15 protein-coding genes and 2 pseudogenes are annotated in these 15,247 nt (G+C 41.6%); 14 read left to right on the top strand and 3 right to left on the bottom strand.

The window, feature by feature from the left end; all coding sequences use genetic code 11:
* Positions 1–66 precede the first annotated feature (66 nt).
* The 3 genes from H6G92_RS14975 to cysE all read left to right on the top strand — a co-directional run bounded on the left by H6G92_RS14975 (position 67) and on the right by cysE (position 3,592).
* A complete protein-coding gene (locus tag H6G92_RS14975; protein WP_190894460.1) occupies positions 67–1,728 on the top strand; it encodes a DUF3352 domain-containing protein in 1,662 nt (553 codons plus the stop codon).
* Between the two features lie 394 nt (positions 1,729–2,122).
* Positions 2,123–2,614 carry a hypothetical protein gene (locus H6G92_RS14970; RefSeq protein WP_190894459.1) on the top strand — a complete coding sequence of 164 codons (492 nt, stop codon included), beginning with the start codon at positions 2,123–2,125 and terminating at the stop codon, positions 2,612–2,614.
* Positions 2,615–2,827: 213 nt separating this feature from the next.
* Complete coding sequence (gene cysE, locus H6G92_RS14965; RefSeq protein ID WP_190894458.1) at positions 2,828–3,592, top strand: serine O-acetyltransferase; 765 nt, start codon at positions 2,828–2,830, stop codon at positions 3,590–3,592.
* 82 nt (positions 3,593–3,674) lie between these two features.
* Here the strand turns inward: cysE and H6G92_RS14960 are convergent, their stop codons facing one another.
* Complete coding sequence (locus H6G92_RS14960) at positions 3,675–4,259, bottom strand: Npun_F5749 family FMN-dependent PPOX-type flavoprotein (RefSeq protein WP_190894457.1); 585 nt, start codon at positions 4,257–4,259, stop codon at positions 3,675–3,677.
* Positions 4,260–4,345: 86 nt separating this feature from the next.
* On the opposite strand from H6G92_RS14960, the gene H6G92_RS14955 reads away from it, so the two are divergent.
* The 7 genes and pseudogenes from H6G92_RS14955 (at position 4,346) to urtD (ending at position 12,155) form a co-directional block, all read left to right on the top strand.
* Complete coding sequence (locus H6G92_RS14955; RefSeq protein WP_190894456.1) at positions 4,346–5,239, top strand: isopenicillin N synthase family dioxygenase; 894 nt, start codon at positions 4,346–4,348, stop codon at positions 5,237–5,239.
* A 110-nt stretch (positions 5,240–5,349) separates the two neighbouring features.
* Positions 5,350–6,143 (top strand): annotated as a pseudogene (locus H6G92_RS14950) (IS5 family transposase).
* A 40-nt stretch (positions 6,144–6,183) separates the two neighbouring features.
* On the top strand, positions 6,184–7,329 hold the full coding sequence (locus H6G92_RS14945) for an NAD(P)/FAD-dependent oxidoreductase (RefSeq protein WP_190894455.1): 1,146 nt from the start codon (positions 6,184–6,186) through the stop codon (positions 7,327–7,329).
* A 198-nt stretch (positions 7,330–7,527) separates the two neighbouring features.
* On the top strand, positions 7,528–8,844 hold the full coding sequence (gene urtA / locus H6G92_RS14940) for an urea ABC transporter substrate-binding protein (protein WP_190894454.1): 1,317 nt from the start codon (positions 7,528–7,530) through the stop codon (positions 8,842–8,844).
* 205 nt (positions 8,845–9,049) lie between these two features.
* Positions 9,050–10,210, top strand: coding sequence for an urea ABC transporter permease subunit UrtB (urtB, locus tag H6G92_RS14935; RefSeq protein ID WP_190894453.1), 1,161 nt, complete (start codon positions 9,050–9,052; stop codon positions 10,208–10,210).
* A gap of 105 nt (positions 10,211–10,315) precedes the next feature.
* Positions 10,316–11,434, top strand: a complete 1,119-nt coding sequence (gene urtC, locus H6G92_RS14930; RefSeq protein ID WP_190894452.1) for an urea ABC transporter permease subunit UrtC — start codon at positions 10,316–10,318, stop codon at positions 11,432–11,434.
* On the top strand, positions 11,409–12,155 hold the full coding sequence (urtD, locus tag H6G92_RS14925; RefSeq protein WP_190894451.1) for an urea ABC transporter ATP-binding protein UrtD: 747 nt from the start codon (positions 11,409–11,411) through the stop codon (positions 12,153–12,155). Before urtC ends, urtD begins: the two co-directional genes overlap by 26 nt.
* 18 nt (positions 12,156–12,173) lie before the next feature.
* Here the strand turns inward: urtD and H6G92_RS14920 are convergent, their stop codons facing one another.
* On the bottom strand, positions 12,174–12,422 hold the full coding sequence (locus tag H6G92_RS14920) for a Uma2 family endonuclease (RefSeq protein ID WP_190894450.1): 249 nt from the start codon (positions 12,420–12,422) through the stop codon (positions 12,174–12,176).
* A 155-nt stretch (positions 12,423–12,577) separates the two neighbouring features.
* Between H6G92_RS14920 and H6G92_RS14915 the strand changes: the two genes are divergently transcribed.
* The 3 genes from H6G92_RS14915 to urtE all read left to right on the top strand — a co-directional run bounded on the left by H6G92_RS14915 (position 12,578) and on the right by urtE (position 13,985).
* On the top strand, positions 12,578–12,859 hold the full coding sequence (locus tag H6G92_RS14915) for a hypothetical protein (RefSeq protein WP_190894449.1): 282 nt from the start codon (positions 12,578–12,580) through the stop codon (positions 12,857–12,859).
* Between the two features lie 17 nt (positions 12,860–12,876).
* Entirely contained in the window at positions 12,877–13,179 is a 303-nt protein-coding gene (locus H6G92_RS14910; protein ID WP_242059141.1) for a type II toxin-antitoxin system VapC family toxin, read from the top strand.
* 107 nt (positions 13,180–13,286) lie between these two features.
* The gene (gene urtE, locus H6G92_RS14905) at positions 13,287–13,985 is read left to right on the top strand and encodes an urea ABC transporter ATP-binding subunit UrtE (protein WP_109007390.1); all 699 of its coding nucleotides are present in this window, start codon (positions 13,287–13,289) and stop codon (positions 13,983–13,985) included.
* Here urtE and H6G92_RS14900 read toward each other — a convergent pair.
* Positions 13,948–14,709 (bottom strand): hypothetical protein, encoded by a 762-nt coding sequence (locus tag H6G92_RS14900; RefSeq protein ID WP_190894448.1) that lies wholly within the window; start codon positions 14,707–14,709, stop codon positions 13,948–13,950. The two genes, urtE and H6G92_RS14900, sit on opposite strands and share 38 nt — an antisense overlap.
* Positions 14,710–15,057: 348 nt before the next feature.
* Here H6G92_RS14900 and H6G92_RS14895 point away from each other — a divergent pair.
* Positions 15,058–15,247 (top strand): annotated as a pseudogene (locus tag H6G92_RS14895) (photosystem II q(b) protein); the annotation flags it as partial.

The following is a 15,247-nucleotide window of genomic DNA, read 5'->3' as shown; positions in this document are numbered from 1 at the left end:
AGGCTGATAAATCCTGGTAGGCTTTCTGCTTAAATGGCTGTAAACCGTCTTTTTTAAAGGTTTAATGTGAATAGGCAACGCTCATTTATTGGTTTTATCGTAGCTGGTGCGATCGCACTGCTAGTAATTGCGATCGCAAGTTTTTACTGGTTTTTTGCCAAAAGTCCGGCTAACCTCATTGCTTCTACGTCCCAGCCTAGTGCAGCCATATTCGTGTCGAAACTTTCCCCAGCAATGGTTTCATTGCTGGTGAATCCTGACCGTTTACAGGCGTTGGAGCGTGAAGGAGAACTATCTAAACTCAAAACCAGTTTATTCGCCAAGAGTGGTATAGATTACAAACAAGATATTCAACCTTGGTTAGGGAACGAAATTACATTAGCTATTACCACCTTAGATATTGATCGCGATCCAGAAAACGGACAGCAGCCAGGGTATCTATTAGCACTAGCAACCCAGCAACCGGAGAAAAGCCGCGAGTTTGTCGAGTTGCTGTTTTCCAAACGGGCCTTAGCTGGGGCAAACTTAGCTGTTGAACAATATAAAGGTGTAAAGCTGATTTCTGACAATTCTCAACCAGAACAAGACTTGCTTGCAGGTGCTGTTGTCGGTGAAGGCTTTGTATTGTTTGCCAACGATCCTAAAGTTCTACGAGATGCTATCAATAATGTCCAAGCACCCGATCTAAATTTGACTAGCTCCTTCGAATATCAAAAAGCTACCAAAGAACTGTCCAAAGGGAGTTTAGCTGTAGCTTTCTTGAATCTTCCCATCGTCGCAAAATGGCAAGGGTTAGAACTGCCAGAACAAACCTATGACAGCGAAATAATTTCTCTGGCGTTGAACCCCAAAGGATTACTAGCAGAAACCACCTTTTTAACTTCATCAGAAATTGTCCCCCCATCCTCACCACTGTCTAAACCTGTAGGAGCATTGCAGTATGTTCCAGCATCCGCAGGTTTGGCAATTTCCGGCTCAAATTTGAGTAATTTGGGTAACAGTGATTTAGCCAAACTCTGGAGACAAGCAACAGCAACTATATATGGTTCTGGGGAAGATGTAGTTTCTCGGTTAGCAAAACCTTTAGCGGATGTTCAAAAACGCTGGGGCATAAACTTACCAGAGGATATTTTTAGCTGGGTACAGGGAGAATATGCCATAGCATTGTTACCTGATAAAGAACAAACAACCCCCCATTGGATTTTTGTGGTGGAAAAATCCGAGAGTGTAGAACAAGGCGTTGCTCGATTAGATGCGATCGCTTCATCCAACGGACTCAGCATTAATCCATTGAATATAGACAAGCAAAAAATCTCTGCTTGGACAGAGTTAACTACGGCTACTACAAAAGCAGATGTCAAAGAGCGACCATCGTTCAGTATTGAAACAAAAGTGCGAGGATTGCATACAACTTTAGGAAATTACGAAGTTTTCACATCTGACTTAGAGACGATGAATGAAATTCTCACAACCAAGGATAATTCCCTAATTGACAATGCCAAATTCCAAGATAGTATTGCTGCGATTCCCCTACCGAATCAAGGCTATATATATCTTGACTGGACAAAGAGTCAGAATTTGTTAGAGCGTCAAGTACCAGTTCTCAAGTTAGTAGAAGTTTTAGGGAAACCGTTTTTTGATAATCTGCGATCGCTCACAGTCAGTAGTTATGGAACTGACACGCGATCGCTCAAAGGTGGTATTTTCTTCAAACTCAATAATTCGTGATATTTTCACATAAGTTAAAAATGCAGAAGGTAAAATAATTTTACCTTCTGCATTTTCTTGATCCATGATATTTAGATAGATTTTATGTAACCTTTGCTATTTGTATTTTTAATCTTTGGATAGCTATTGGCTGCTGATCTAAAGTCGTCCGTCGAGGGTTTTCTTTAAGGGAAAAAATCCTCCGACCAACAGAGGTAATTACATCTAAATTATAAGTTCGCTAATTGTAGCTGCTGTCTAGATCAAGAAACAACCTAGCAATTAGCTGCCTGCTTTTCATGGCATTACTTGTGGCACATTTTAATGTGGCACAAGTAACTGAAATTTCACTGGAATTTTTTAATTAGAATATGTATATATCATTACTAATCTAACAGCCTGTTGGAGGGCTACTATGAAATACTGTCGCCCCCGACTTCAGTTTCGCGGCGGCTGGTTGTTGGCTATACTTACCGCCATCACAGCTACGCCAGTAATAGCAGAGACAGCAAATTTTGGTACTCTTAATCTATCTACAAACTTTAATCCAGCACAAGGAACACTGCAAGGGTTTACAGGTGGTTCTTACTCATTGTCTGCCATAAGTAACCGAGATCGCGATCAAAAAGCCTGTATTGGCTTTGCCGATCCCAATCCAGATCACATTATGGTTTTGGAAAAGGACTTTTCCCAGCTGACAATACAAATCGATAGCAACAACACCGACACCACTTTACTCATCCAAGGCCCAGATAAAACAACAATTCGTTGCGGTGATGACACTGGCAAAAGTAAAGATGCTAGCATTAGCGATCGCAACTGGAAAAATGGTACCTATCGGGTTTGGGTGGGTACATTTAACCCTGGGGTTAAGCGTGATTATACTCTGACGGTGGAGCAGAAATGAAGTAAGGAGTGGGGAGATGAGGGAACAGAGGGGTAGGAGAGACAAGGGGATAAGGTGACTTATAAGTGAAATAACTTACAACAAGTCTTTCCCTTCTCCTTGTCCCTAAGTCCTCTTCCCAATGCCCAATGTCCCATTTGCAATTATTAGGTGTAACGCCTGAGACGATAATATGGGAGAGTAGCTTGTTGTGCTTTCCGAGGGTGCTATCTCGTGCTATCTACACTGCGTGCTGACTTTCGTATCATATTTGAACGTGACCCAGCTGCCCGTAACTGGTTGGAAGTTTTATTTTGTTACCCTGGTTTGCAAGCCCTGCTATTCCATAGGCTGGCTCACTGGCTGTATACTGTTGGTCTTCCCTTTATCCCCCGCCTGATTTCTCACTTGGCTCGGTTTTTGACTGGAATTGAAATCCACCCTGGTGCGGCCATTGGGCAAAGTGTGTTTATTGACCACGGGATGGGTGTAGTAATTGGTGAAACTGCGATCGTGGGAGACTATGCCCTAATTTATCAAGGTGTCACCCTTGGGGGTACTGGTAAAGAATGTGGCAAGCGCCATCCCACTGTGGGCGAAAATGTCGTAGTCGGCGCTGGAGCGAAGGTGCTGGGCAATATCCAAGTTGGGAATAATGTCCGTATTGGCGCTGGGTCTGTTGTTCTGAGGGATGTTCCTTCAGACTGTACTGTAGTGGGTGTGCCTGGGCGGATTATATATCGTTCTGGAGTCCGGGTTGCACCTCTTGAACACAATAACTTACCAGATTCAGAAGCTGAAGTAATTCGTGCTTTAGTAGACCGGATTGAGGCACTGGAAGAACAAATACAAACTCTTCAGCGCACCAACTCTTCTGAAAAAACTCTTGTGTTGGCAGGTTGTGTAGCTTCTAACCAAGCTGATTTATCAGAAAATGCTCCTGTGTGTAGCCTTAAAGATAAGGCAATACAGCAGTTTCTAGATGGTGCGGGTATTTAAATAAAGTTAGGAGTTAAGAGTGAGGAGTGAGGAATAAAAATTATCCTTGCACCTTCCAACTCATAACTCCTAACTGACAAAATTAAGGATTAATTTCTTCACAAAACCATTTTTGATTTTCATCGCGGCGATAAAATCTTCGATTTTGTGGTTCGCCGCGTAATTCTAAGTGGTCTACCTGCACTGGGTCGAGTAGCAGTAGGCAAAAATTAGACGCTGGCTGCACTGGGTCGGGTGCTGGTGGCTCAAAGGCTTCTAATTCCAGGACTCTAGGTTTACCAGGATGAGGCCAAGCAAACTGTAAACGTGCAGCATCACTCAGTTCTTGCCAAATAGAAATGCGGGCTAGCTGTAAATCTTGGTGCGAATCATCATTACTTACCAGAGTCAAACAGCCAGTGATTCGGAATTGTTCGCGTGTATTGGGGAAGTACCAGCAAACTTCTGCCCAAGGTTGTTGCTGTATCTGGTCGGTTTTAGCGCTACGGTTATCGGTGATAAATTTTAGCTGGTTTGTATCTTCCAGAAAACCGCGAAAGACTAGGGTACGATTAGCGGGACGACCGTTAGCCTGAACCGTTGCTAGTTGGAGGTAACGGGCATAAACAAGGCTGCGGTTGCGATGGAGTGCATGGGCGATCGCGCTTCGCCAAGGAGCAAGAGTCATTGTAAATTTCCGTACCTATAGGTATTGAGTATACTACTGTTAACAAAACAAAAACACAAATTTTTTAATTTTTTAATTATAAATAAATGGTTACAATTCCCATAATAGATTTAACTGCGTTTACCAATGGCGACACAATAACTCGGCAAAATATTATCAAACAAATTTATCAAGCTTGCCATGAAATTGGCTTCATGTACTTGCAGAATTCAGGAAAATCAAAAGACATAATCAGGCAAGTATTCACTTACAGCAAACATTTCTTCAATTTACCCTTAGAAGTTAAGCAGAAGCAAGCTTGGAGTGATGAGTTTAATAATATAGGATACGTTGGTCTTGAGAGAGAACGTCTTGACCCCAACAAACCAGGCGACTTAAAAGAGGCGTTTAATGTAAACAAACAAGCGACTATAGAAATAGATACTTCTATTTTCGCCTTTTATGATAATTGCACAGAACTTGCTAACACAGTCTTACAAGCTTATGCTTTGGCGTTGGAATTGCCAGAGGATTTTTTTATAAAAAGACACAATCAACAAAATCATACGTTGCGCTTACTCCACTATCCCCCATTGCAGACACCACCAAAACCTAAACAGGTGCGTGCTGGCGAGCATTCCGATTATGGCAGTATTACTTTACTTTTCCAAGATGACGTTGGTGGGTTGGAAGTACAGACAGCATCTGGAGAGTGGATTGCCGCGCCTGCGATTCCTGATACTGTGGTAGTTAATACTGGCGATTTAATGCAACGGTGGACAAATGATATGTTTTGCTCAACCAAACATCGAGTGATGATTCCCTGCGATCGCAGGGTAAACCAGTCCCGTTATTCTATCGCTTTTTTCTGTCATCCTAATGATGATACAGAAATAGCTTGTCTTGAGAGTGGCCAGAAAGAACAATCGCCTATTTATCCGCCTATCCTTGCGGGAGAATATCTTTTAAGTCGTTTACAAGCAACTTATGGTAATTCGTAATTCGTAATTCGTAATTAAGAGGCTATTTATAAAGTAAATCTAAAGGGGAATACAAAAGAGTTCTTACAACGATAGGATACCTTCTATGTAGTGTATTTACATACTTGCTCATGACACGAAAGTCTTATCCGACGGACTTAAATGATATGGAGTGGGAAATCCTTGCTCCTCTAATTCCACCAGCTAAGTTAGGCGGACATCCCCGCACAACTGATATGCGAGCAGTATGCAATGCAATCTACTATCACTTGAAAACGGGGTGTCAATGGGATATGCTCCCAGGAGACTTTCCGCCAAGCTCAACGGTATACAGTTACTATCGGAAATGGCAGCGCAGAGGCATCTGGGAAGAATTAAACCACACACTGCGTGACCAAGTTCGTGAAAAATTAGGTAGATCAACACAACCAAGCGCGATCGCTGCTGATAGCCAGTCGGTAAAAACGACGGAAAAAAGGGGGATGTGTGCGGCTTTGATGGAGGCAAAAAGGTAAAAGGGAGAAAGCGGCAGACTTTGGTTGATAGCCAGGGGCTTTTGTTGAAAGTAATTGTTAGTGAAGCAAACGCCCCAGAAAGAGTACTTGCCGCTTACGCTTTGATGGAACTGTTAGAGGAGCATCCAGAATTACTAGATAAAGTTGAAGTTATCTGGGTTGATTCCGGTTATGACGGTGATAAATTTGCGCTTTCAGTTTGGCTGATGATTCAAGCTCATGTTGAAGTTATACGGCGTACTGATCAAGAATTTAAGGTTTTGCCTAAACGTTGGGTAGTAGAAAGAACATTTGCTTGGTTTAACTAGTACCGCCGTCTCAGTAAGGATTATGAGCGTCTCCCTGAAATGAGCGAAGCTGCCATATATGCCGTTATGACTCGTATTATGCTACGTCGTCTAGTCATCTAAAGATTTACTTTATAAATGGTCTCTAAGAAAGACATTTAATATGAAAACCTACGACTGGATTGTGGTTGGCGGTGGAGTTGCGGGTGCTGCACTAGCATACGAATTAGTAAAAACAGGTTTTTCTGTACTTTTGTTGGAGCAATACGGCACACCACAGAATGCAACTCGCTATAGTTATGGTGGACTTGCTTATTGGTCAGGGACTACACCACTAACTCGTCTATTGTGCGAAGAAGCGATCGCACGCTACCATATCCTATCTCAAGAGTTAGATGCTGATATCCAGTTTCGGGAATTAGATTTATTACTTACTATTTCTGCCTATAGTGACCCAGAAGCAACTGCTGCATCATATAATCATTTTGCCATTCCACCTCGTTTGCTGAGTGTACAAGAAGCTTGTGAGTTGGAACCGCAGCTAAATCGAGAGGCGATATCTGGTGCTTTAACTGTTAAACACGGTCATATCAATCCAGAAAAAACAGCACAAGCTTACATCCAAGCTTTTGAACGTGCTGGGGGTGAAATGCAGATTAGCCAAGTCTTACAAGTCCTGCAAGATGCTGTAAAAACAACTATTGGAACTTTCTACAGTGCTAAAATTGCCATTTGTGCGGGTGGACTCAGCCGCCAACTACTAAAATCTGCTGGTATTCCCGTCAAGCTGTATTTTACTCACGCGGAAATCATTGAAACTCCACCCGTGGATGTGCAGTTACGCACCTTAGTTATGCCAGCTAATCTGCAACGATTTCAACTAGAAGCTGAATCTACTCAAGTTGATGAATTGTGGGATGAACTAGGTAATGAGCCAGCACCGCCAATTTTAGATGCGGGTGCGATTCAGTTTCAAGATGGTAGCTTTCGCATCGGTCAAATTAGCCGCGTTCTCACAGATCCTTATGCCAAGGTAAACTCAAAGGAAAGTGAAAAATGGTTGCGAAGAAGTATTGGTCAAATCTTGCCACCTTTGGAGAATTTACCAGGAATTTGGCATCATTGCTTGGTGGCATTTAGTAGCGATCACCTGCCCTTAATTGCTACTATCCCAGGATTTGAGAGCGTTCATCTATTCTCTGGGTTTAGCAATCCTTTGGTGATTATACCACCTTTGGCAAAGCGCTTTGCTAATTTTGCATCTGGCAAGGAAGATGAGATTATTGTCCAGCTATCTCTTCATCGTTGACAATAATTTCACATCACAATACTAGGCTTAACAAAGATTAATATTATAAAGTTATTTTTTTATTACAAAAATTAGGCATTTTGTATAAGAAGTCACTTTTTACTAGTAAACTATCGCACTATCATCACACTTTAAAGTTTGATATTGTCAGCTTTCTATTAAGTTAGTTGATTCATCAAGAGGAAAATTTATCAAGATATGAGAAGACAATTTAACAGACGCAAGTTTTTGATCTACGGTTCTCTAACTTTTGGAAGCAGCTTTTTTCTGAAGGCTTGCGCGAATAATTCCCCAACTGCTACAGAGAGTCCAGCTGCACCTCCTGCTGCATCTCCAGCTGCTGCTACTGCTGGTGGCACCATCAAAGTAGGTATTTTGCACTCCCTTAGTGGCACAATGGCTATTAGTGAAAAAAGCGTTGTCGATGCTGAAAAATTAGCAATCAAAGAAATTAACGCCGCTGGTGGTATCTTGGGTAAACAAATTGAAGCAGTTACCGAAGATGGTGCTTCTAACTGGGATACTTTTAGAGAAAAGGCAACCAAGCTAATAGATCAAGATAAAGTCACTGTAGTTTTTGGTTGTTGGACTTCTGCTAGCCGCAAGAACGTGAAACCAGTATTCGAGAGCAAAAATCATATGCTCTGGTATCCTGTGCAGTACGAAGGTCAGGAGTGTTCTAAAAATATTTTCTACACTGGTGCTGCGCCAAATCAACAAATTGAACCATCTGTTGATTGGCTATTAAAAAATAAGGGCAAAGAATTCTTCTTAGTTGGCTCAGACTATGTTTTTCCCCGGACAGCTAACACAATTATTAAAGCTCAACTAGAAGCTTTAGGTGGAAAAACGGTTGGTGAAGATTACTTACCCCTTGGCAATACAGAAGTTACACCAATTATAACTAAAATCAAGCAAAACTTGCCCAATGGTGGCGTGATTTATAACACTTTAAATGGTGATAGCAATGTTGCTTTCTTCAAACAATTGAAAGGGGCTGGATTGACACCAGAAAAATATCCCTCTATGTCTGTAAGCATTGCCGAAGAAGAAGTAAAAGCAATTGGTGTAGAGTATCTCAAAGGTCACTATGCAGCTTGGAACTATTTCCAAACAGTAGACACACCTGCTAATAAGAAGTTTGTTGCAGCTTTTAAGAAAGAGTACGGTGAAAATCGGGTGACCAATGACCCAATGGAAGCAGCATATATCGCCGTTTATTTGTGGAAGCAAGCAGTAGAAAAAGCTGGTACTACTGATTTAGAGAAAGTACGGGCTGCGGCATCTGGTCAAACTCTAGATGCACCTGAAGGTAAAGTAACAATGGATGCTAATCATCACATATCCAAAATTGTGCGGATTGGTCAAGTTAGGCAAGATGGTTTGTTTGATATTGTCTATGCTACTCCGAACGCCGTTGAGCCAGTTCCTTGGAATCAATTTGTAAAAGAGACTAAGGGATTTGCTTGTGATTGGACTGACCCGGCTAAGGGTGGTAAATACAAGAAAGCCTAAATAATCCGTAATTCGTAATTCGTAATTCGTAATTAATTACAAATTACGAATTAGTCAATTTTAACTTTATAGGGTGCCTTCTAGCGAAGCGCAACGCACCCTTTATCTTAGTGGGTTACGGTAAAAATATTTATTGCCGCTATGTTTATTCACTCGTGCCGTGACACACTTTACAGGTAATTACGAATAAGTAGTGAGGAAAAAAGTGTTAGCAGGATTTTTAGAAGCTGTGTTTAATGGCATTAGTATTGGCGCTGTATTATTGATTGCCGCGTTAGGACTAGCTATTATATTTGGATTGATGGGCGTTATCAATATGGCGCATGGTGAATTGATGATGTTCGGCGCTTATACAACATTTGTTGTGCAAAATATATGTAAGCAATTGGGCGGAGTATGGTTTGAAGTCTATATATTTTTGGCTTTGATTATCGCTTTTATTTTCACGGCTGCTGTGGGATTAATTCTAGAAAGAGGCGTGATTCGTTATCTCTATGGACGGCCTCTAGAAACTCTCTTGGCAACTTGGGGAGTTAGTTTAATTTTTCAGCAGTTTGTTCGCAGTGTGAATTGGGTATTAATAATTGGCATAGCTTTGTTTTCTCTATTATTTTTTGGAGGTTTATGGATTTTAAATTCCCACACAGATTTGGGAAGAGTTCGTAACTGGATTGTAGCCGTGATATTTTTATTATCGCTGGGGGTGACAATCACAACGGGCAATTTATTGAGTCAAACTTATCAACTAGCAGCAACTCAACCTTGGTTTGGTGCTCAAAATGTGGATGTAACAGCACCGACTTGGTTACAAGCAGGGATATCTTTGGGTGGTGTACAATTACCCTTTGCCAGGTTATTTATTATTGGTTTAACAATAATCTGTGTGACGGGAATTTATTTATTTTTACAACGTTCTAGCTGGGGTTTAAAAATTCGGGCTGTGACACAAAATCGGAGTATGAGTGCTTGTTTGGGTATCCCAACTCAAAAGGTTGATGCGATTACTTTTGCACTGGGTTCTGGTTTAGCTGGTGTGGCTGGATGTGCGATTAGTTTGCTCGGTTCTGTAGGGCCAAATACGGGACAAAACTATATTATTGATACTTTTATGGTTGTTGTCGTTGGGGGTGTGGGCAATTTAGCAGGTACGATTGTGGCTGCTTTGGGGATTGGTACGGCTAATTTTTTAATTGGTTCTGGGACTCTGGCTTTGTTGTTGAGTCCTGTTAAACCTTTGGCTGATTTATTTACTTTTTTTGCAACGACGAGTATGGCGAAGGTGATGGTATTTGCGCTGATTATTGTGTTTTTACAGTGGAAGCCTGGAGGGATTTTTCCACAGAAGGGACGTACTATTGATGTTTAAACCGCAGAGACGCAGTGAACCAGCGCTGCGGGAGGGTTTCCCTCTCTTACGAGACGCTGACGCGAACCGCAGGCGACTGGTGAACCCGAAGGGAGGACGCAGAGAATGAGGAAAAGGGGAAGAGGGTTATTACTTGAGGTGGGGGTAGTGGTTGCGATCGCACTCTTCCTTATAATTGTTATGCCAATGGTGCTGTCGGAGTTTCGTCTGAATTTGTTGGGACGATTTTTATCGCTGGCGATTGTGGCTTTGGGTATCGATTTGATTTGGGGTTATACTGGTTTACTAAGTTTGGGACATGGTATTTTCTTTGGTTTGGGTGGATATGCGATCGCAATGTACCTGAAACTGCAAGTCCCTACTGGTGAGTTACCTGATTTCATGGGGCTTTATGGAGTTACGGAACTTCCCGCATTTTGGCAACCTTTTTATTCTTTTCCTTTGACAATGACTGGTGTGGTACTAATTCCAGGGTTATTGGCGGGATTATTGGGATATTTGGTTTTCCGAAATCGCCTCAAGGGAGTTTATTTTTCTATCTTGACTCAAGCCGGAACTATCGTATTTTTCAACTTCTTTAACGGTCAACAACAACTTTTCAACGGTACAAATGGACTGATAGATTTTACAACTTTGTTTGGGGCAACGGTCAGCGATGCCAAGACGCAATTGCTTTTCTACACGTTGACAGTACTGTTTCTCGCAGCCACTTACGGGATTTGTCGCTGGTTGACAACTGGAAGGTTTGGCAGATTGTTGATAGCTATTCGTGATGATGAAAGTCGGGTAAGATTTTCTGGCTACGACCCTACAGATTTTAAGGTGTTGGTGTTTGCAGTTTCCGGTGCGATCGCAGGCATAGCAGGAGCATTTTACACCATTCAGAGTGGTTCTGTATCACCCAGAGCAATGGATATTGCCTTTTCGATTGAAATGGTAATTTGGGTAGCTGTAGGCGGACGCGCTACTTTGATTGGGGCGATTGTCGGAACTTTATTAGTAAATTATGCCCGCACTTTTTTAAGTGAACAATTTGCCGAAATCTGGCTATTTTTCCAAGGCGCACTATTTTTGATAGTCGTCACAGTCCTTCCTGACGGCATAGTTGGATGGTTGCGTAGTCAGAATATTTCCTTTTTCAACCGTCGTCAAGAAATTGCGACATATCCCACCTTGGAAGAAGACCCCGAAGTGCAACATGAACGCGAAAATATTGGAAACTGAAAACGTAACTGTTAATTTTGACGGATTTAGGGCGCTAAATCAGCTTAACTTTAGCATGGATGTAGGTGAGTTACGGGTAGTAATTGGCCCCAATGGAGCGGGAAAGACAACATTTCTGGATGTGATTACCGGGAAAGTGCAACCAACCCTTGGACGAGTTTTATTCAAAGGAAGAAACCTACGTTCTTTACCTGAATATCGAATTGCGCGATTGGGAATTGGGCGTAAGTTTCAAACACCTCGAATTTACCTGAATTTAACGCCCCGCGAAAATCTAGAAATAACCAGTAACAAGAAGAAAAATGTCTTTTCTACTCTGTTTGAACGTTCTAATGCTGTTGAAAAGAATAATATTAAAGGATTATTAGAAACCATCGGTTTAACTCCTAAAGCTGATATCAGAGCAGGTTTACTTTCCCACGGCGAAAAGCAACGGTTGGAAATTGGGATGTTAGTAGCACAGTCTCCAGATTTATTACTTGTTGATGAACCCGTTGCGGGTTTAACAGATGAAGAAACCTATAACATCGGCGAATTACTTTTAGCGCTAGCGCAAAGTCATTCAATTTTAGTAATTGAACATGATATGGAATTTGTGCGTCAAATTGCCAAGAAAGTAACAGTGTTACACGAAGGTTCTGTGCTGTGCGAAGGGAATTTTGAGGAAGTTCAAAATGACTCACGCGTGATTGAAGTATATTTAGGAAAACAGGAAGAATGAAAAACTCGACTCCATTTTCTATTCGCTTGGTAATTCTGGTCGATTTGCGCTGTTAAACACCTGCTCTACTGTTAGCACCAAATCAACAATTACTAGTGATTCCATGCAAGTAGCACCTGTAAATACCTTATCCTCATACTGTCCCTCCACCCACTGGCAAATCATAATTTGTTGCATCTGTGGGTCAACAATCCAGTACTCTAATATTTCCCTAGCGGCATACTCCGTCCGCTTGTAGCGATAATCACAAACTAAGATATTCTTCAAAGGTCAGCAGTTTTTGGGTTTTCGTCGTTTGGGTCATTTGCTTTGCCTTCTTACCCTGCACAGACTACCACATACTATAATCAGCCGAACCGCTTCAGAATATTAGTGGAGAAAAGCTATAATTTCCCTAGCTTTAGTTGAAATTGTTTATTCCTATGAGCCAACTGCTAACACTAGAATTAAGTGATGATGTCTATGCAGCTTTGCAGCAGCAAGCTGATGCCGTAGGTCTTTCAGTAGCAGAATTGATTGTGACATCTCTTGGTAGGCAGGATGGTCTTCTGACTGGTGCAAAGCTACAACCCGAAACTCAGCCAGAAGAAGCACGTCAACGTTTACTTGGTTATGCAGGTGCAATTAGCTTGGGTTATGTCACCGGTATAGACAATGAAAGCATTGATGCTGACTTGGCAAAAGCTTACGCCAATGACTTTTAAGTATTGGAATATAGATTATGCTGCTTGATACGTCAGGATTGCTCTGCTTTCTCCATAAAGATGAACCACAACATGAAAGAGCAGTTGAACTGATTTCTACTACAAGCAGAACTCGGCTTACGCACAACTATGTTCTAGCAGAATTAGTGGCTCTAGCATTAGTTCGAGGCTTTTCCCGTTCAACTGTACTGTCATACAGCCTTGAACTAATCAACAATTCAAACGTTCAAATTGTATGGGTTGATGAGCCGCTACATCGAGAAGCAATAGATTTATTGTTATCAAGACACGATAAAACCTATTCGTTATGTAGGCATTAACAACTGATAAACACTTTGAGCAAGAAGGTTTTACTCGTTTGTTAGGGTCAGTAAGCTAATACTGCGCTCTACCTCTGCATGAAATTTTAATATCTACGTAATTTCTAATGCTAAAAATCTCTAACCTCAACGTTTACTACGGCGAAAGCCACATTCTCCGCAATGTAGATTTAAGCGTACCATCTGGGCAAATGGTTTGCCTAATTGGACGCAATGGCGTAGGGAAATCTACTTTACTCAAAACAATTATGGGTTTACTCAAACCCCGCAGCGGTACTATTAACTTAGCTGAAGAATTAATCAACTCAAAATCTCCAGACCAAAGGGCAAAGTTGGGAATTGGTTATGTCCCCCAAGGACGAGAAATTATCCCCCGGTTGACAGTCAAAGAAAATCTACTGCTGGGGTTGGAAGCCAGACGCAAACCAGTAAAAAAAGCAGAAATTCCAGAGGAAGTTTTTAGCTTATTTCCGGTGTTAAAAACCATGCTTTCGCGGATGGGTGGCGATTTGAGTGGGGGACAGCAGCAACAATTAGCGATCGCACGTGCTCTAATGGGAGAACCTCAACTACTCGTCTTAGATGAACCCACTGAAGGTATTCAACCCTCCATCATCCTAGAAATTGAAGCCGCAGTCCGTCGCATTGTCGAAACCACAGGTATTTCAGTTTTATTGGTAGAGCAGCATTTGCACTTTGTCCGTCAGGCTGATTACTATTACGCTATGCAAAAAGGTGGTATTGTCGCTTCCGGTTCCACAGCCGAACTCAGCCAAGATGTGATTCAACGCTTCTTAGCTGTTTAATTTTTGAAATTTCTATATCAATACTGTCGGAAGCAATCAAGTTTGCGGCTTCTTGCAAAAGCTCATTTTGTTCCTTTTGAATTGCTTCTAAGCGACTAGAAATTTCTACCAATCGTTGTTGCTTATTTTGTTGAAAATTTTCAGGTGGCAAAGCTGGCAGGTTATCAATCGTTTTAGTAGGTGTGATTCGATGAATAGCAGAACTGCCAATTTTAGTTAAGAATAAAAAGCTAACTTTCATCAAAGCCTGAAGCAATTTTAACGGAACTTGGAGTATTGACCAACTAGCTGTTTCAATCAAGCGAACAATTGCTTTGATGATGCTCCAGATGAGAGCAAGTGCGACAAGCAGAATTACTAAGCTAATAATTGGGTGATTAGCTGCCAAACCTAGTATTTGAACTAACCGATAAACTATAGGTTGTTGTGTCAGCCAATCATTAACAGAAGAACTAATTGCTGTTTTTACTGCTCCCGATGTTGTACTCTTAAATTGATCAATCGGTTGCCAACTTTGTTCTAAAGAACCTTTAGCTTGTTCAAGAGTTGTAGTAACTGTATTAATTGCCCTATCGGTCGTGGTAGCTGCTGTATCCTGCAAAGACTGTCCAGCTTGTTGGACTGAGTTACTGAAAGAGTTAACGCTTTGGTTGACGATATCTCTCGCTGTTTGCAAGCGTTGCAAAACTCCTTCAGGCAAATTTATCTCTATAGAAGGTGCCATAAAAGATTTTACTGAGTCTTAAATCGAACCCGCAACCCGTCTTCAGGGCGATTAGGAATCCCCATTGTATCTAAAACTATGGCTGGGAAATCTTAGCCAATCATCGCTACGTAGAAGATGGGCAGCGACAATCTTGATTGCTATTTTGGCAAAAGCTTACCAGGAAAACGATTAGAGGTTCATACACCCCCTTTTTTAGTGGATTGGGGATTTTCTATTGCAGGTGCGTAAATCCAAAGAAAAATTTTTTTGTGAAAGTACTTTACAAAACGAAATAAATTCTTTAAGATGTGTAACAGGTAGTCAAACCTACCTAATTCATTCGCAAATAATCGCATTTATAAAACAATGACAACAACCTTACAACGTCGCGAAAGCGCCAACGTATGGGAGCGGTTTTGTAGCTGGATCACCAGCACCAATAACCGTATCTACATCGGTTGGTTCGGCGTAGTCATGATCCCCACCCTGCTAGCCGCAACAGCTTGCTTCGTAATCGCCTTCATCGCTGCACCTCCAGTAGACATCGATGGAATCC

Origin of the sequence: Nostoc foliaceum FACHB-393, assembly GCF_014698505.1 — a bacterium.
Lineage (GTDB): Bacteria > Cyanobacteriota > Cyanobacteriia > Cyanobacteriales > Nostocaceae > Nostoc > Nostoc foliaceum_A.
The sequence above is the reverse complement of the archived record's forward strand: the minus strand, read 5'-3'. Positions and strand labels throughout refer to the sequence as shown.